This is a genomic window from Gimesia aquarii (assembly GCF_007748175.1).
GTDB classification, from domain to species: Bacteria; Planctomycetota; Planctomycetia; order Planctomycetales; family Planctomycetaceae; genus Gimesia; species Gimesia aquarii_A.
Genome location: NZ_CP037422.1, coordinates 4,822,373 through 4,840,704, shown reverse-complemented (window position 1 = coordinate 4,840,704; position 18,332 = coordinate 4,822,373). Strand labels below are relative to the sequence as shown.

Below are 18,332 nucleotides of genomic sequence, written 5' to 3'. Positions count from 1 at the left end.
TTTCTGAACTCCACTTCCGCTACAAGACCTGGTCCTATTTACGTTTGTACTAGATTCTCAAGATGGTGTAGGCTACGATAGAGCAAAGTCACACTGCCGGTAATAACGTAAAAGGTAAGATGTCTACATCCCATTTACGTTTCTCTCCAACTCCTTTGGTAATACTCGCATCAGCTCACTGAAACTAGAGGTTCGCTAGAAAATGTTCTCATCAAATCACTGTTTTCTGAGAAACCGAACGCTCCTTGTTATATTTTTTTTCTGTGATGTACTTCTTCTAATCGCGTTACCTGGTTGCTCTCAATCCGAACGTGACCAAACTTCGCCTACTTTTGAAAAACAAACGACAAAAACCCAGGATTCTACCCTCTCTCAGCCAGCAAATGATGTTACAGAATCGTTGGATGTCACACAAATCTCTCAGTCGTCCCCCTCATTGCAGGCACAACATTCGGGAAAAGTGAATCAAATCCAGTCAGACAAACAAACCAAATCTACAGATAAGACACCTGTGCTACAAGCGAAACCGCTGTTGGCACCTTTCAGTCAACTTAGTGCCCAAGACATGCAACTTGCATGGGCTTCATCAATGAATCTTGAAGTCCTGAAAATCAATAGTTTAGGAATGCAACTGACATTGATACCACCTGGTGAGTTTATGATGGGATCTCCTGTCACTGAAGAGGAAAGTCAAAAGACGGAAGTTCCACATCGTGTACAAGTCACGAAGCCATTTTATCTGGGGAAATTTGAAGTTACTCAAGCTGAATATCAAAAGGTCATGGGAGAAAATCCGAGTTGGTTTTCCAAAAATGGTCGTGGGCAAAATAAAGTTGCAGACCAAAACACCGACCGATTTCCTGTAGATTCTGTCAGCTGGCATAATGCAATTGTCTTCTGCCGTAAATTGTCAGAACGGGAAGGAAAGACGTACCGACTTCCTACCGAAGCAGAATGGGAGTATGCGTGTCGCGCAGGAACGACAGGACCATTTCATTTTGGAACGATTAATAATGGCCGATTCAGCAACTCAGATGGGAGATATCCTTATGGAACAAATGCAAAAGGCCCCTTTCTGGCTCGAACGACTCAAGTGGGATCTTACAAACCAAATGCATTCGGTTTATTTGATATGCACGGAAATGTTTTTGAGTGGTGTGCTGACTGGTTTGACCCTCAGCTCTATCATCGACGGCAAGGAAAGCTGACCAGCAATCCCTTCGTGTCTACTAAGACTCGTTTTGTGACCACTCGAGTCTTAAGAGGCGGTTCGTGGTTTAAAGGTAAAGACCTACACAGTCGTTCTGCCTACCGTCGTGGAAATTTACCTTCATGGAAAGGACAAAATATTGGTTTTCGAGTCGTTCAGGAAGCGAATTATAATAGTCGCCCAACTGAAATTGTGGAATCCCGCAATGCGAACAAGAAAGACTTCGTAACAATTAATGATCCGAGAGCAGGAAAGCTGGTTTACATTCCTGCCGGGACTTTTTTGATGGGAGCCCATGCTAATGAAAAAGAGTCAAGGCCCTCTGAAAGACCGCAACATAGTGTGCAGATCAAAAAAGGATTTTATATCGGGGAGCACGAAGTAACCTTTTTACAGTTTCGAAAGTTTGTTGCAGAAACGAAGTACATAACCGACGCTGAAAAAGTCCCTAAAGGGGGAGCAGGATATGATGCCCGTCGACAAGAAATTGTAAACCATGATCCTCAATTTTCTTGGAGAAATACAGGGTTTAAGCAGGAAAGTAATTCACCTGTCGTCAATGTGAGCTGGAATGATGCAGTCGCCTTTTGTAAATGGTTATCAGCGAAAGATGGAAAATACCATTTTCGTTTACCTACCGAAGCAGAACGTGAATATGTTGGCAGAGCGGGAACAATCATGCCTTACGGATGGGGAAAAACGTCAGAATCTCTCATTGGAAATGAAAATATTTCTGATCAATCTCTAGCAAAGATTCTTAGTAATAAATCGTTCCACAAAAATCGATGTGGAAAAGGAGATGATGGCTACCCATTCAATGCGCCTGTTGGCTCATTCAAGCCTAATCCCTTTGGTTTATATGACGTTCATGGCAATGTTTCTGAATGGTGTAATGATGTGTATGTGGAAGACCGTTACTTGATTTCCGATAGTCGTATTCCAACAAACGGAAAGAAACGAGTGCTTCGAGGTGGTTCAAGTAATTACTGGCCCATTGATTGCCGTGTTGCCAGAAGAATCGGAGTTCCAGCAACCGAGACGCGCTGTGATCGTGGTTTTCGGGTGGTACGTGAGGAACTGCCCGGACCAGTTACAAAGTCGATTGTAATCGCTCCCGACTCGCGCCCCCATCCAAGTAAAGTTGTTCAGCCTAAATCCTTCGTGCGTGAAGTGATTCAATTCCAACCATTCCCGATGGATGAACCGGTCACCTCTTTTACGATCTCGGAGGACAACCGCTTGCTGATCTGCTCGCATCAGGCGGCAAATCAAGTTTCAATATGGGATGCAATATCAAAAGAAAAAGTGGCGATATTGTCTACGACAGCGCCCCGATCTATCTTGAGTCGTGGAAACCAATTACTTGTGGCAAACGACGGTGAAGGAACAATCAGCGTTTTTGAGCAAGAAAATAATTGGGCTCTTACGAATCAACTGGAAGTGGAAAAGCCGCATATTGTTCATCTAAGTGCAGCAAAAGGGAAGTTTTTTAAAGGCGATCTAATCGTTACTTGCCATGGGCAAGGTAATAAGGCATCTTACCATGATTGTCATATCTATCATTTAAATGTGAATACCGGCCGCGACAAGCATGTCTCAAGGTCTGCTATGGCGACTTGTAGTTACGATGGCCGGATAGTGATTACTCAAGGATCGTTCAACCTTAGCCCGTCTGGAGGAATCTCCGCGTTTGCCTGGAAAGATTTCATTTCTGGTGAGTCTCCAAAACCCATCTATCGAGGAGGGATTCCCCAAACCCCTTATGCATATCAGATCCATCCCGGATCTTTCTGGGTTGCCAATAATAATATCTTTGGTGGTATTCCCCTTGCCAACATCAAGCGAGGTCTGGGCTACATCCTGATTGCCGATCGCTCCAAAAAAATGATCTATTCAGTGACGAAAGAACGCATCCATGCACATCGCCTGAATGTGACAGTCGATGAAGTTGATGATCGCAAAGTTCAATTTCCGAAAGGAGAATTCAGCAGGATTTATCACAATATCTATCGAATCCGTGATTATCTTCTCGATCATCCGATTGCCTTCACAACCAATGATGTCACTCACTTTTTTGTGATTGATATGGAAAAGAATTTAATACTGTCTGGAAGCACTCCTGCGTTTAGCGAATCGAAAAGCAAACTGACTACTTCCCCGTCAGATACTGATCCACCTACATCAACTCCGACTACGGGCAATGCGGTTGCCAGACAATCAGATCTCCTACCCGCACGGATTGCGGAAGGAGAAGAGTTTAATCATTCATTGCCTGAAAAAACAAATACAAAATATCATTTGATGAATGGTCCAAAAGGTTTGAAACTGGAAAATAATATTGTAACTTGGAGGCCTGATTCTGACGACGTTGGTTCTCACGAACTAAAATTCAAATTAACCCAGGGAGATAAGATTTCATTTGCTTGGGTTAATCTTGAAGTGGTTTCTCAAGACCTAATCAAACATGCCGGTTCTTTAGCCTCTGTTGATTCTTTTTCGCGTCTCACATTAGAACCTGATTTATTTAAACTCGTGCCGACAAACGGCCACCAATCTCTGTTGCTCTTACAAGGTGACTCTGTAAAACGGCTCAAAGGAGACGGAATTCAAATCGTACAGAAGTATCAGCTCCCTCAGCGTTACAATTTCCTGGCAGAGCGCAAGAATACGTTTCTCGCTTTGGACCAGAGTCAGAAACAACTTGATCTCATCGACCAAAACACTCTAGAAATCACCAGAAGTATTCCGTTAAAACTGTCTAATCTCACCGTGATGGAGATCACCGACCTGACAGTTCACCCAGAATTACCCGTCAGCTATGTGACCGTCAAAATACAGGGAGAGCAACCCCGCTATCGAGTGCTGGTTGTTGATGAACAAAAGGGGGAGGTTTCTGCACCTGATGAGATGCTGGGAACCTGGGTCCGAGTCGACCCTGCCGGAAATATGCTCTATGTCGGCTACAAAGATTTATTTCGGAAAGGAACACGATTCCAGATTAACCCTCGCTGGCAAGTTCTGGAGATTCCCGAGTATGGAAGTATCGACTTCTTATTCAGCTATAATCTGCGTAATGGGTTCCCATATCTCAGGCAATATATTCCTAAAGCAGGCGCGAATGGAACGGGGATCTGTATCTCTCCTGACGGTCAACGTCTCACTTATCTTTCAATCGGAGGTACGCCTGCCCGTTCCAATAATCTTGCTGGCTGGAAAACGAACAATCTCAAGAAAACTCCTATAGTATATAAAACGAAAGATCGAGCCACTACAACTCTGCTGGCATTTCATCCGATGCTCAATCTTGTCGCTGTACCGGGAGGCAAATCTGCTATTATTTATGATCGAGAAACAGGGCAAGTCATTGAGCGAAAGCTCTTAATAACAACTTCTGGATTAGGTGAAGTTACAGTCGAAAACTTATTTTTTTCTCCCGATGGATTGTCTCTGCTATTTGTCTGTAATGAAAAATTAGAAGGACGCTACCTGCGAAGTGTTCTACTGAAACTGAGTCCTGAGGAAAAAGTTCGAATTCGCGAAGGAGTGAAGATCACTTCACAGAAATCGTTGATTGCAAATTATAAACAAGTTGTGAATCAGTTAGAAATTGACTCACTCGGTCCAGCACTGAAAGCAAAAAAAATTACTTCACAAGAAATCGCAAAACAGTTTAATCAATCTGTTGTACTCATCAAAAGTAATGAAGGCTCCGCATCAGGTTTTGTAGTAGGCCAAAGTGGTTTTATTTTAACTTGTGCCCATGCGGTTCCTTTCGACGGTAAAATTATCGTTTCTTATATGTCAGGAAAAACTAATCCGAAAAGCAAACAGGAATCTGAGGCGGAACTGGTTCATATTGATCAGGGTCTTGATCTTGCACTGATGAAAATGAAAGGAACATTCGATTTAAAAACAGTATCACTCGATGATCAGAAAACTGTCGAATCTGGTGAACTAGTGACTGTCATCGGCAATCCAAGTACAGGAGATACAATCCTTTCTCAAACTCTTACAACTGGTGTTGTCAGCAACCCTATGCGTATCCTGAGAGGGCAACCGCACATTCAGATTTCTGCAGCCGTGAATCCAGGTAACAGTGGTGGTCCCGTATTCGATGACCATGGAAACGTGATCGGTTTAGTCGTTCTCAAAGCAAACATTGAAGGTGCCGGTTTTGCAGTACCTTCAACTCAGCTGCGGGGTTTTCTACAAGCTGTCATAAAAAAATCGAAACCTGCGAATTAACATAACTTATCACCAACCCCTGTAGAATTGTTTTTTCAGTTCTCTTTCCCAACGATTCTCTGTTTCCTAAACTTGGGCAGGGTTAATCAGATCAGAATGTGGCAAAGTCAAATAACTCAAGAAAGATACTACAAATGAGCTCAAAAGTTGCATTAGTCACAGCTGCAGGAAGCGGTATGGGAGCTGCCATTGCCCGCAAACTAGCTGACCTTGATTACAAAATTGCGATCTTGTCTTCTTCGGGAAAAGGTGAAGCTCTTGCTACAGAGTTAGGAGGCATAGGTATCACAGGATCAAATCAAAATACGGCTGATCTCAAACGTCTTGTGGATACCGCTATGAATTCATTTGGCAGGATTGATGCGGTCGTCAATAGTGCCGGTCATGGGCCAAAAGGAAAAATTCTCGAAATCACTGATGAGGATTGGCACTTGGCGATGGAAGTGTATTTGCTCAATGTCGTTCGCATCGCGCGGTTGGTGACACCGATCCTAAAAGTCAATGGTGGAGGCCCAATTGTGAATATCTCTACCTTCGCTGCTTTTGAACCCGAACCGGCGTTTCCTACTTCCGGTGCGTTTCGCGCCAGCCTCGCTGCTTTCACAAAACTCTTCGCAGGTGAATACGCAAAGGACAATATCCGCATGAATAATATTCTGCCAGGATTTATAGATAGCCTTCCAGAAAAAGAAGAGTTTCTTAACCGCATTCCTCTGGGTCGATATGGTACAACTGATGAAATTTCAGAAACCGTCGCTTTTCTTCTCTCTGAGGGAGCAAAATACATTACCGGGCAAAACATTCGTGTTGATGGAGGTATTACACGATCTGTCTGATGAAAATTCGTTACTTTTTGCGATCGCTTTTTTAGAACCAATACAAAGTACCCTTGCAAATCAAGCAAGCGTTCATTTGGTTCCTACTTCCTGTTCTTTTTCACAGTTTCTCCTGACTCATCTTTTCCATAGACCCGTTTCCAGGCTATTGAAGTCAGAATAACAAAAACAATGTTTACAGCCGACATGACAAAGATATACCAAAGCATAAAGTTAGAAAATGCTGACTGCCAAACATTCTTTCTCCAAAACATAATCCCAATCGCTATCAGTGCTGTGACACCATTACTTGTTCCGTATAACTGAAATGAGTACTTTGGAAAGCGCTGGCTTAGTTGGGCCGCAATGAAACTGACACAAATCGCCGAGATTGTCATCGCTGCTAAGATCAGCCAATCTCTTGCAATCAGTGGTAAGATGGCGGGAATCGTCATCACCAATAGCGCGCTGAGAGAGAAGACTCCGAATATTTTAAAGGCAATTGATCCATTTTGACCCGATTCGATCAGCGGTCTTAATGGAGTATCAGTTCCCTCTTCTTTACGAATACGTTCGATTTGTTTTCCCATTTTCCGACAATACAGAACCCAGGGTATTAAAAACAAAACCATCATCGTAGCTGGGATCATCGCACGCAATGAGGGAGGTTCGATGTATTGCTGCCACCAAATCGATGATACAAGGGCTGCAATAAGGGCCAGAAGACCACAAAACGCGAACAAGAAACCACGCCGCAACAATTCTCGCTCGCGTTCTGAACGAGTTTCATCAACTGCCAGCTTGGTTAACCAGGCGATCACGGGCAGATTCAAAAGTGGGCCTAGAAAAAAACTACTCCATCCACTCGCTGCCCCAGCCCCCACAGCGGATTTCACTACTGTATCAGTCACTGTTTTTGCCACGGTTGTCGTCGCGGTTGTCACCCCAGCCGCGGCCGCTGGCTTGGTTGCTGCTCCTGACAGTCCTAACAAAACAGCTCCTGTAAACAGTTTTGTCGGTTTCGAATCGGAGAGTGCCGACGCAACAACCGCTGCCAGATGTTGTTGTACCATTTTCCGGCCTCGCGATAATCGCTGCTTTACTGCATCTTCAGATAAGTCCAATGCTTCTGCCACACGCGCGACCGATTGCTCTTCACGATAGAACAGAACTAAAGGCTCACGATACGTCTCAGGAATATCAGCCAACGCCTGCCATGCCAACTTTTCTTCTTCCACGCTCACCGCTCGCTCACTCGGAGATTCTGTTTCTGCAGGAACGTCAGGAACCGCATCGAGATGTGTTGCGCGGGTAATGCTACGTCCTGGTCTTTGTGTCGATCGATTAGCCAGATTACGAACGATCGTGCAAATCCAGGCCTTGAATTTACTGATGTCTTTCAAGTCGCTCAGTTTTTGCCAAGCTAGAATGAAGGCATCTTGAGCCAGATCTTCACTTTGCGCCAGATTACCACAACGGTTGTATGCCACAGAACAAACAAGCGACTGATAGCGCTCAACAATCTGACCATAGGCATTTTGATCGCCTTGCCCGGAAAGTTGAATGAGTTTGGCGTCGGTTATCTCTTTCAAGTCGTTAGAATTGATTGATTTCATAATAAGCCTTTCGTGGTTAGTGTTCACATTATACACTAGAGACCATTAGGCTTTGGCAGGTGACATCATTTTCTTCAAATTCTCAAATAGATGGAAAATACTAATATTATTGAGCAAGGTGTAGTTTGAATCTGGAAAAGACCACAATGTATCGTCGCAATAAGTATGAGAAACTCATTAAGTGTTTCTTGAGATTTACGTTTTGTTTATTCTATAGTTCACCTGTTATTTCGATTGCGGCAACGCCGCCAAATATTCTACTGATTGTTTCTGAAGACAACGGAACTGAGCTAGGGTGTTATGGAGATCCTTATGCCCAAACTCCACATCTGGATCGATTGGCTTCAGAAGGTGTTCGCTTTGAGAACGCGTTTGTACCTTACTCGGTCTGCTCCCCCTCACGTGCCTGTTTTCTGACCGGACTGTATCCTCATCAGAATGGTCAGATCGGTTTAGCAACCCATAAGTTTGCAACTTACAATTCGGACATACCAAACTTTGTGACTCTACTTAAATCAAACGGTTATCATACTGGATTGATTGGAAAACTACATGTGAATCCTGAGTCGGCATTTCCCTTCGATACGCATACAATACGCGGGGCGAATTTTAATCGTAAACAGACTGTCACAGATTACGCAAAAGAGGCGGCTGCATTTTTCGGAGCATCTAAAGGCAAACCATGGTTTCTTTCAGTGAACTTTCCTGATGCTCACTTACCATTCATCCGAAAGATTAACGGACGCCCAACGAAACCTGTTTCAGAGAAGGATGTAAAACCCATGCCCTGGGTGGGTGTGAATACACCGAGACTACGCAAACAGGTGGCAAATTATTATAATTGCCTCGCACGGCTTGACGAGGGCGTAGGCTTGTTGCTTTCCGAATTGGATCAATCCGGACAGTCGGATAACACCATCGTCTTTTACTTTGGTGATCACGGCGCTCAATTCCCCCGCGGCAAAGGAACCGTTTATGAGGGTGGCCTGCGTGTCCCTCTAATTGTTCGCTGGCCCAGAGTGGCAAAAGCAGGGCAAGTTCGAAAGGAACTCACTTCCACCATCGATATACTGCCGACAGCACTGAAAGCTGCAAGTATCAAAGCGCCGACCCGTCTACCGGGCTGGGATTTAAAACCTTTGCTTATCAACTCCAGACCGCCTCAGTGGCGTCAATACCTGTTTGGTTTCACGACCGGTTCTTTTCCTCGAAACTGTTTCATCCAGCATTCTCTACGAGATGACCGTTATAAATTAATCTCGAGTCCGAGACCTGGTACAGAAAACCTCGATGCGGGTAGCTATCTTGATGAAGCACACCCACATTTTGTTATTTCGGGTGCGACAGCCAAAGACCAATCGACAGCAAACGAAACTGTGAAGCAGGCATTTGCAATCTGGTCGCGACCACCGCGTTACGAATTGTATGATCTGCAGAAAGATCCGTACGAGTGGAATAACCTGGCCGATGATCCCGCACATGCTGAGATTAAATCGCGACTCATCAAAGCTCTGATTAATCTACAGGAACGCACTCGCGATCCTTTTCTCGATCAGAAAAACGTCGATGAGTTTGTCAAAGAACAACTGGCTAACCGCGATATGAAATACCGTAAGCAGAAAAATTTTCGCTGGTCGTATCTCGAAACCTTTCCGCAATGGCGCGCATTGGAATAATTTCACGTAGGCTTGCCACAAAAGGAGCACAAATAATGACTCAAAAACAGTGCTGTGTACTCATTTTAGCTGTAGGCTTCATTTCAAACGGCGCATTTGCTTTTACCGAAAATCCAGAAAACACATCTCGTAATCCCAAGTCATTAGAGGAACGCATTCTGACAATCACTGATGTTGTTTTACAACAACACATTGATCCGCCGACGCGACAAGAGATGATTTTGGCAGGTGTCAAAGCACTTTACTACGCTAACAACCATCAGGTCCCTAAAGGATTAAGCCAACGCATTTCTAATCTGACAACATCAGACCAATTCATAGTGTTCTTAAAAGACGTTAGTGCCGAGTTCGATAAAGAGCAGGATCTCGATGTGATCCTGACAAAAGGGGTATTGAGTTCTCTGCCTTGTGGAGCGCATTTAATCGATGCAAAAAACAGTAAGGTACAAGAACAACTTGCCGCCAATCGTTACGTGGGTGTCGGCATCGCGATCAGTATGAATCAACATGAAGGTTATCCAGCAATCCCCTCTGTGATCTATAATGGTCCAGCATGGAAAGCAGGCATTAAGCCTGGTACCTTAATCCTCAAAGTAAATGATAAATCCATGAAATCGAAGGCTCTGACACACGTGATTCAACATCTGCGAGGCGAAGCGGGCTCAGAAGTCACAATTTCTATTCGACAGCCCGGCTCTCAGGAATCGCGCACAGTAACAATGACACGCGGTCGCGTGTTTATTCCCACGGTCGAAGGTTCTCGAAAGGTCTCTGAAGGAGAGTGGCAATATACTCTCGATGCAGCCAGGGATATCGCCGTCTTCCGCTTCAGTCGTATCGGCCCCAGCACATTACATGAGTTACGTCAGATTGAGAACAAACTCCGAAAAGAAAAGATCAGCGGAATCATTCTGGATCTCAGATCGGGTAATGGCATCCTGCATGATACGATCATGGTCGCAGATAGTTTATTAGACGGTGGGGTTATCGGACATATTCAGTCCTTGGACTCAATCCAAAAACATGAAGCACGTCCAGGGGCTCTTTTCCAAAACATACCGCTGGTTGTGCTGGTCAGTAAACACACAAGTTCTGGTCATGTATTCCTGACTGCTGCTTTACAAGATAATAAACGAGCAATTGTGATTGGTGAACCAACTTCTGGCCAGACTTATGTCAGATCGACTGTCTCCCTCCCAAACCGGAATGATAAAATTGTCATGGCAACTGCCTTGATGCAACGTGGTGATGGAACGACACTCCTCACCCATCCTTTTCGCTCATCACCTTCAGTGAGTCACACCTTCGAGAAGACATCAAAGCTAAAGAAGAAATCTGGTTTCATCCTACCCGATCATCCTCTTCCCCCTAGCATTGTTAATTCAAACATAGTGAGAAGGGGTGAAAATAGTAAGAGACTTACTACATTACCACCATTATTTGAAAAGGCTATAGAAGCACTAAAAAATGACCATATTCAAGTTCCCTCTGCTACTACTAAGCGAAGAGTGAACAAGGCTACTTCTGGATCATAAAATGTATCGTCTCCGATTCATGATCATACTCATGCTGTTTGCAACCACAGGATGGCAATCCGACGCTGCAGAGTTAGAGCGTCGGCTCAGACGACCTGTGGCATTAACAGCTTCAGACAATTATAAATGGTCGTATGTCGCAAACCGAAATAGCGGCAGCATTACAGTAATTAATACAGCAGCCCTGTCGGCAGCCAATGAAATTGATGTTGGAGGACGACTCACAGATCTGGCCATACTTGACGACACTCATCTCTTGATATTAGACGAAAAGAATCACCAACTGGTCGTGCTGGCAGGTCAAGGGACTCATTGGAAAGTTGTATCAAGACTGGACATCGCCCAGTATCCCATCCAACTGCAGGTAGACCGCACGACAAAACGTTGCTTCATCGCATCGTTATGGTCACGAACTGTGACAGTTGTCGACCTGTCCAGAATCGATCACAAACCACTCTCTCAGAAAAATATCACAGCTAAACTGCAGATCCCTTTCGAACCCCACAAAATGTGCTTGGTTAAAGAGAGAAAGAAGCTGATTGTTGCGGGCTCTTTTCAAAATAAATTGGCTATAGTTGATACGGATAATTTGAAGTTGACCGTTACTAAGAAAATCCCTGGTCACAATATACGAGGCTTGGCGATCAGCAATGATGGAAAACGCGTATTGATAGCACAACAGGAACTGAACTCACTCGCGCGATCCACGCGCGATGATGTGCACTGGGGCAACATGCTCTCTAATCTGTTGGTTTCATTGTCTTTGGATGATCTCTGTCATTCAGAAGCCGACGTGTTGAAACGACGTGAAGTAATTCATCTGGGTGAACCGGGCAGAGCAGCTGGAGACCCGGGGCCAATCTACGTCTTGCCTAAAGGGAAATTAATAGTCGTACTTTCCGGTGTGGATGAAATTGCGATCAGTAACGACAAACATCATTTTGACTTCGAGCGAGTAGCCGTTGGACGACATCCCGTTGCTGCCATTTCAACACCCGATGGGCGTCTATTTGTCGCTAATCAATTTTCGGATTCTATTTCCATCGTTGATATGAATGGCACAAAGCAAATCGAGCGAGTCTCTTTGGGACCTCAGCGAGAATTGAGTCCCGACGAACGAGGAGAAATGCTGTTTTTTGACAGTCACCTTTCACATGATGGCTGGATGAGTTGCCACAGCTGCCACACAAATGGTCACTCGAGTGGCCAATTAAATGACAACTTAAGTGATGGTTCTTTTGGCGCACCTAAACGTGTACTGTCCCTGGTCGGAGTAGGACAAACAGGACCTTGGGCATGGGATGGAAAGGTACAGACTCTTTCACAACAAGTGAAAAATTCGATTCAGAAAACCATGCAGGGGTCAGCTCCCTCTGAAAAGCAAGTAGCTGATCTCGTCGCCTACTTGAATACACTGACACATCCCCCTGTGCTCACTGAATTGAGAACCGCTGCTCCAAATGAAACCATAATCAATCACGGTCGTCAATTGTTTCAGGCACTGGATTGCAAGCGCTGCCACGTGCCACCATTATACACTTCAACCGCGTCATACGATGTAGGATTGAAAGACTCGGCTGGGAATACGCGATTTAATCCTCCTTCATTACGTAACGTCGGTCGGCAAACGTCGTTCTTTCATGATGGGAGGGCTCTGACACTAAAAGATGTTTTTACGAAATACAAGCATCAAACGAATCGCACCTTGACCGAGGTGGAACTTAACGCGCTCCTGCAATATCTGACGTCACTTTAATCATTGATAGAAACTATTTTGGAGATATTGAATATTTTATATTATCGAGAAAGATTCCGTTCTAATCCCTTGAATTGTGTATGTGTGCCGAGATTTCAGATCCAATTTGGCTCCGAATTAATTTTCAGTGAGAAACACTCAGAAAACAAGCCGTTTCAGGCATGAGATTGACTTACGATATCATTCTGTTATCATCAACTGCAGGTGATTTAAAACCATAAGGAATGGGGAGTTAAGGAGTGCTGGCTCTGTTCGGCACACAAGGAAAAATGCTCATGTCGACATTCTGTTGTGTTAGGAAGATTGTGTTAGCCGGTATCTGCCTTCAGTTGGTTGGATGCAGTGATACTCCTGCCCCTGTCAACAGTCCCAAACCGGCTGGTAACCAAACTGCATCCTATGGATATGGTGGTTACGGAGGCTACGGCGATGTGAACGACATCCAATTTAAAGATGCTGTTGAGTCTAATGCTTCTGTCGAACAAAGTTTTGCCGGACTTGAGTTCATCGATACTGATGGTAAGCCGGTCCAACTTAGTAAATTTCTTGGTAATAAAAATCTAGTCCTGGTTTTTACGCGCGGCTTTGGAGGCACGATCTGCCCCTACTGTTCCACACAAACTTCGCGTCTTATTTCCAATTATGATAGCTTTGCCGATCGAAATACTGAAGTTGTCGTCGTCTATCCGTTGAGTAGTGACACCGACATCCCGCGTTGGGATGAGTTTCTCGCTGTTACACGTAAGAAACTCTCATCACCAGAGACGCCTGTACCGTTTCCGGTCTTATTCGACATTGAACTAAAAGCGGTCAACCAACTGGGGATTCAACGCCAGCTATCGAAGCCGGCAACTTACATCCTCGATCCACAGGGACAAATCCGTTTCGCCTATGTTGGTTCTACTTTAGCTGACCGTCCTTCTATCAAAGCCATGCTTGAGCAGCTCGACAAACTCAATTCCGATAAACCAGCTACTGAAGACAAACCGAGCAAATAATGTCATCTGAAGAGCCACCGCAAGATGATCGGGAATTCTTTTCCATTGCTGCCAAGCTGAACTTCATATCGACAGAGATGGCCCAGGATCTGACTGAAGAATTTGCCGCTGGAAATTCTCATCCCACACAAATGATCCTGCAAAAAGGATTACTCGATAATGTGGAGATCGATATCGTTCAAACGCTGCTCCACTCGACGGAAATTATACCGGACTATAAAATTCTCGGTATGTTGGGAAAAGGAGGCATGGGCGTTGTTTACCGTGCCAAGCAACTTAGTTTAGACCGGATCGTAGCACTTAAGACAGTACTCGTCAGTCAGATGGGTAATCCGAACATGGCCAGCCGCTTCGAGCGAGAAGCAGTTACTGTCGCCCGGCTCAAGCACCCGAATATCATCGCAGCTTATGATTTTGGCCAGCATGATAACAGATTATTTCTGGCAATGGAGTTTGTTGATGGTAAAGATGTCGAAAAGCTGATAATGCAGCGGGAGTACCTGGACGAAGCAACGACCCTCGGAATCATTCGCCAAGTCGCTTCTGGGTTGTCACATGCGAAACAACACGGCATCGTTCATCGAGATATCAAGCCAGCAAACTTGTTACTGATCGAACCACCGGAATGGTTTCCACTGCCCCCAGGTGTCCCCATGGTCAAAATTGCCGACTTCGGACTGGCATTTCTCACACAAGATCAGAACATACAGACTAGATTGACGGCTGCGAATGCGTCTGTCGGTAGTCCACACTATATGTCTCCAGAGCAAATCAACGGTCAAGAAATTGATCATCGCTCCGATATCTACGCTTTAGGAGCAACGATGTATCATATGCTGACAGGCCGTCCTCCCTTTGATGGAAATACCATACCACAAATTATTGCACAGAAATTAAATGGGGAAGCGACATCATTAAGCGCAGGACCACATGTCATCTCAGAGCAGACAACTCAACTTGTCAAAGACATGCTCGCATTAAAACCAGAGGAGCGTTTAGACGATTACAATTGCCTGATAGATCGCATTGATGCCGCACTACAGGAACGCCCCACACTCCAGGCAGGGATAGGGTCGAGTACCGATACTGTCACAACCATCTTAGAGCGGTCACACCTGCAATCTCAGGCGATGACCACTGAAGTCGACCAGCCAGTAACATCGAACCGCAAGCGTCGATACATCATGACGGCAACACTCTCGATTATTGTTTTGCTGCTCCTCGGTTTGCTGTTTTTCTATCCGAAGCAACCCGAAGCTCCCCTACGCAGCATGATTCCCAGCGGTTGGAGCGAACCCTTATTCAATGGACAGACGCTGGGGGCCTTACCTTCCAGTGGAAGCTGGACTGTGGATAAGGATGATGAAGGGGCCATTGTGATTGCCGGCACGAACGGAATGATTCGCCGACCGTTACTCCGTAATAACTTACCCCTTGAAAACTATAAATTGCTGCTGTTTGTACGTCTCAATAAAGCGTCAGCAGTCCAACTCCATTTCGGTATTGAACAGGATCAGAAAGGTAAGGGCCCCTATTCCGTTCTCCGAATTACTCCAGAACAGGTCATTCTGACCGAACACCGTAGCCCCTCTGCTGAATCATCAACTCCCCACACTATCCAAAATGCTGCAGATCAATATCATGTTATCGAGCTGGAATACCAGCACGGACACTGGTGGGTCTTTTTTGATGATCAGCTGGTCGGCACTGTGAATACGCAACAGAAACCAATCCTACCGGAAGTCCGTCTCTCAGTCGAAGGTGGTCCTGCCTGGTTCTCAGATTTACAAATTGAAGAACTCATACCCGTTGATCAGGAAGTGATTTCTGAAAACTGATATTTTTCAAAATTCAACTGATGCGAAACAACAGTGATCGTCAAACTGAATCATGCAACAAGAAAACAGAGCCCCCGAGGTTACTCATCTATGATGAGTTGATTCCATTCATCAGCATGCTTAGTACTCTCAACATCTTGATGAATCAGTTTTGCGAACCCTGGGAGTGCTGAGATCACAATTATACCAAGCGGCATCAGAAGTGAGATTACAAAGACACCAGGCGAGAGTTCTGGAGTAACAAAATATTTTAAAAGAGCAATTGCAGCAGTCAATCCAATACAACCACCTGTAGCAAAGAGAAATGTTCGCCACATTGATTTGCGCTGACCATAGGCTCCATGCATCGCTCCGAAAATACCAATCGCCATTGCCAGTTCCATGAAACCAAAAATACTCAAAATCAGCCAGAGTGCGGAAGCACTTTCAATGGATTTGCGTCCAGTCGCGATGAGCACACCGCACCATGGAATTCCGACCACGAGCCAGAATAGCATTCCTGTGAACCAAGCGCGCCGGATAATCGCCCAAGTTGATAATGGCCAAAATCGAACAGGTGCGAACATTGGCAAGTACGAAAACAGCATAAAATACCGGGGTAATGATTCCTTAAGATGGCGAGATATGATCTCCGCGGGACCAAACCTCTCCAGAGCGACCTTCATTGCCAATTCTGATTTGTCATGCTTCTGAAGTTCTTCTTCATAGATCTCTGTGAGGTGGTTCAGCAACTCTTCGCGAATCAAACCTTTTTGCTTCAGAGGAATGCGAAGAGGTCGGACAACTTTCTCGACATGAATCATTAGTTCTTCCATACCGGAACTCCAAGAATATTGCTCATGACAGTAACAAATTCAGTCCACTCTTGCTGACCTTGTGTTAACTGCCGTTTCCCCTTAGTCGTTAAATTATAGAGTCGTCGTCTGGCGCCACGTCGTCCTGAACTTTCCCCCTCCCATTGTGCTTTCACATAGCCAGCCTGCTCAAGTCGATAAAGAGCCGGGTAAAGGGAACCTTCTTTGAGCTTTAAAGCGCCTGAACCAGCAGTTTCCAATCGCTTAACGATTTCCAGACCATGAGCTTCGCCTTGTTTAAGGGAGGAAAGCACCATCATTTCCAGATGCCCACGTAGTTTGTCACCGGTAATATTTAGCATGTCTTTAATTATAGACAGTCTATTAATTAGAGCAATACTAGATTTGCAAAAACTTTAAAACAGCGATAAAATTGGTCTCTTGAACTATTAGTTCTCCTTCTATTGATTGAAGTGGGATTACGGGTAATGAACTTGTGATTTTAAGGTTATGAAGCCTCGTTCCAACTCTTTACTAGTACCGTTGCTTAGTCTTGGATTCTGACTCTTTTCAAATTTTTTGGGGAGAAGGAATCGAACCTTCACCTCCTGCTTCAAAGGCAGGTAGCCTCCCATTAGCCGACCCCCAAAGTGCTCTGCGGGAGTCGAACCCGCCTGGCCAGATTGGAAATCTGGAACCTAACCGCTCGGCCAAGAGCACAAATTTTGTAGCGGAAGTCGTGGGACTCGAACCCACAACGGGGTGAACCGCACCTGTTTTCGAGACCGGCCCCTCATCCAGCCGGATGACTTCCGAATTGTTAAGCTGCGGCGACAGGAATCGAACCTGCGTCAGGTCGGTTAACAGCCGACCGCCCGTACCAACACGAGCACCACCGCATTCTATTGAATTTCTTTTCGATTGTTTCGAAGTGGGACTGGAGGGACTTGAACCCTCACCTACCTGGGTAAGAACCAAGAATGCTGCCGCTAACACCTCAATCCCATTGATAGATTTAGTTGATGCGGTGGGATTCGAACCCACGACTTGCGTCTTGTAAGAACGCCGCTCTAACCACTGAGCTACGCATCAATGTTGAATGAGGTCGGAAGGGTTTGAATCTTCATCCACTTGAATAAGAATTAGGGATTCCGCCATCAAAACCTCAATCCCATTGTTAGGTTCAGTTGATGCGGCAGGAATCGAACCCACGACCTGCGACTTATAAGGACGCTGCTCTACCACTGAGCTACGCATCAATGTTGAATGAGGTCGGAAGGATTTGAACCCTCACCCGCCTGAGTAAAAATCAGTGATGCTACCATTACACCACGACCTCGAGTATCGGTCGGGGGTATCTGTTTCCAGCGTTCTTGTTCGCTCATAGTATTCCCTTTTGAATTGTTCTTGAAAAATTTGTTTTATGGACGATCTTGGTCAATCGTTACGAATAAACCTGTGAATGGTAGACCTGAGAATCGAACTCAGCGCCGCCGCTTTATCAGAACGACTTGGGCGACCAGCCCTCGACTACCAACAAAAAAATAGTGACCCGTATGGGAATCGAACCCACCTCTCCGCCTTGAAAGAGCGGTATCCTACGCGATAGACGAACGGGCCATATTGTTTGCGCAATTTGAGCGCAAAGTGGATCAAACGGTGCTCGAACCCGTGTCTCCTGGGCTTCAACCAGGCGCTTTACCATCTAAGCTATCGATCCATAATGACAAGGGGAATAAAAAAAGGTCCGGTGTCGCTTATGACACCGGACCTTGTTGAAAGGCTCTCTAAATGAGAAGTGTCATATGCGCAGAATCTGTCCGGACAACTCATTGGCTATCTGTTTGCC

General features: G+C 45.2%; 10 protein-coding genes and 10 tRNA genes. 7 read left to right on the top strand and 13 right to left on the bottom strand.

Translation table 11 applies throughout. The features are described 5' to 3' along the window. The first annotated feature begins 202 nt into the window (after positions 1 to 202). Entirely contained in the window at positions 203 to 5,455 is a 5,253-nt protein-coding gene (locus V202x_RS18480) for an SUMF1/EgtB/PvdO family nonheme iron enzyme (protein WP_145178068.1), read from the top strand. A gap of 134 nt (positions 5,456 to 5,589) precedes the next feature. After that, entirely contained in the window at positions 5,590 to 6,291 is a 702-nt protein-coding gene (locus tag V202x_RS18475) for an SDR family oxidoreductase (RefSeq protein WP_145178066.1), read from the top strand. A gap of 83 nt (positions 6,292 to 6,374) precedes the next feature. On the opposite strand, the gene V202x_RS18470 is transcribed toward V202x_RS18475, so the two are convergent. Further along, positions 6,375 to 7,886 carry an RNA polymerase sigma factor gene (locus V202x_RS18470; protein WP_145178064.1) on the bottom strand — a complete coding sequence of 504 codons (1,512 nt, stop codon included), beginning with the start codon at positions 7,884 to 7,886 and terminating at the stop codon, positions 6,375 to 6,377. 146 nt (positions 7,887 to 8,032) lie between these two features. Between V202x_RS18470 and V202x_RS18465 the strand changes: the two genes are divergently transcribed. The 5 genes from V202x_RS18465 to V202x_RS18445 all read left to right on the top strand — a co-directional run bounded on the left by V202x_RS18465 (position 8,033) and on the right by V202x_RS18445 (position 15,689). Then, positions 8,033 to 9,562 (top strand): sulfatase, encoded by a 1,530-nt coding sequence (locus V202x_RS18465; protein ID WP_145178062.1) that lies wholly within the window; start codon positions 8,033 to 8,035, stop codon positions 9,560 to 9,562. A gap of 35 nt (positions 9,563 to 9,597) precedes the next feature. Beyond that, the gene (locus V202x_RS18460; protein ID WP_197992954.1) at positions 9,598 to 11,097 is read left to right on the top strand and encodes a S41 family peptidase; all 1,500 of its coding nucleotides are present in this window, start codon (positions 9,598 to 9,600) and stop codon (positions 11,095 to 11,097) included. Between the two features lies 1 nt (position 11,098). Beyond that, on the top strand, positions 11,099 to 12,853 hold the full coding sequence (locus V202x_RS18455) for a cytochrome c peroxidase (RefSeq protein WP_145178058.1): 1,755 nt from the start codon (positions 11,099 to 11,101) through the stop codon (positions 12,851 to 12,853). A 275-nt stretch (positions 12,854 to 13,128) separates the two neighbouring features. Continuing rightward, positions 13,129 to 13,851, top strand: coding sequence for a peroxiredoxin family protein (locus tag V202x_RS18450; RefSeq protein WP_197992953.1), 723 nt, complete (start codon positions 13,129 to 13,131; stop codon positions 13,849 to 13,851). Further along, positions 13,851 to 15,689, top strand: a complete 1,839-nt coding sequence (locus V202x_RS18445; RefSeq protein WP_145178054.1) for a serine/threonine-protein kinase — start codon at positions 13,851 to 13,853, stop codon at positions 15,687 to 15,689. The genes V202x_RS18450 and V202x_RS18445 overlap by 1 nt, the downstream gene beginning before the upstream one ends. Positions 15,690 to 15,769: 80 nt before the next feature. Here the strand turns inward: V202x_RS18445 and V202x_RS18440 are convergent, their stop codons facing one another. From V202x_RS18440 to V202x_RS18390, 12 genes are all read right to left on the bottom strand, one after another. Then, positions 15,770 to 16,504 carry a hypothetical protein gene (locus tag V202x_RS18440; RefSeq protein ID WP_145178052.1) on the bottom strand — a complete coding sequence of 245 codons (735 nt, stop codon included), beginning with the start codon at positions 16,502 to 16,504 and terminating at the stop codon, positions 15,770 to 15,772. Beyond that, positions 16,492 to 16,845 (bottom strand): PadR family transcriptional regulator, encoded by a 354-nt coding sequence (locus V202x_RS18435; protein ID WP_145178050.1) that lies wholly within the window; start codon positions 16,843 to 16,845, stop codon positions 16,492 to 16,494. The genes V202x_RS18440 and V202x_RS18435 overlap by 13 nt, the downstream gene beginning before the upstream one ends. Positions 16,846 to 17,061: 216 nt before the next feature. After that, positions 17,062 to 17,132, bottom strand: a tRNA-Gln gene (locus tag V202x_RS18430). After that, a tRNA-Gly gene (locus V202x_RS18425) sits at positions 17,133 to 17,203 on the bottom strand. An 11-nt stretch (positions 17,204 to 17,214) separates the two neighbouring features. Then, positions 17,215 to 17,297, bottom strand: a tRNA-Ser gene (locus V202x_RS27575). A gap of 11 nt (positions 17,298 to 17,308) precedes the next feature. After that, positions 17,309 to 17,383 (bottom strand) — tRNA-Asn (locus V202x_RS18420). Between the two features lie 32 nt (positions 17,384 to 17,415). Beyond that, positions 17,416 to 17,488, bottom strand: a tRNA-Lys gene (locus V202x_RS18415). A gap of 14 nt (positions 17,489 to 17,502) precedes the next feature. After that, a tRNA-Val gene (locus V202x_RS18410) sits at positions 17,503 to 17,575 on the bottom strand. Positions 17,576 to 17,670: 95 nt separating this feature from the next. Beyond that, positions 17,671 to 17,742, bottom strand: a tRNA-Ile gene (locus V202x_RS18405). Between the two features lie 8 nt (positions 17,743 to 17,750). Further along, positions 17,751 to 17,822: transfer RNA gene (locus tag V202x_RS18400), tRNA-Lys, on the bottom strand. 209 nt (positions 17,823 to 18,031) lie between these two features. Continuing rightward, positions 18,032 to 18,103: transfer RNA gene (locus V202x_RS18395), tRNA-Glu, on the bottom strand. Between the two features lie 28 nt (positions 18,104 to 18,131). After that, a tRNA-Phe gene (locus V202x_RS18390) sits at positions 18,132 to 18,203 on the bottom strand. Positions 18,204 to 18,332: the final 129 nt, after the last annotated feature.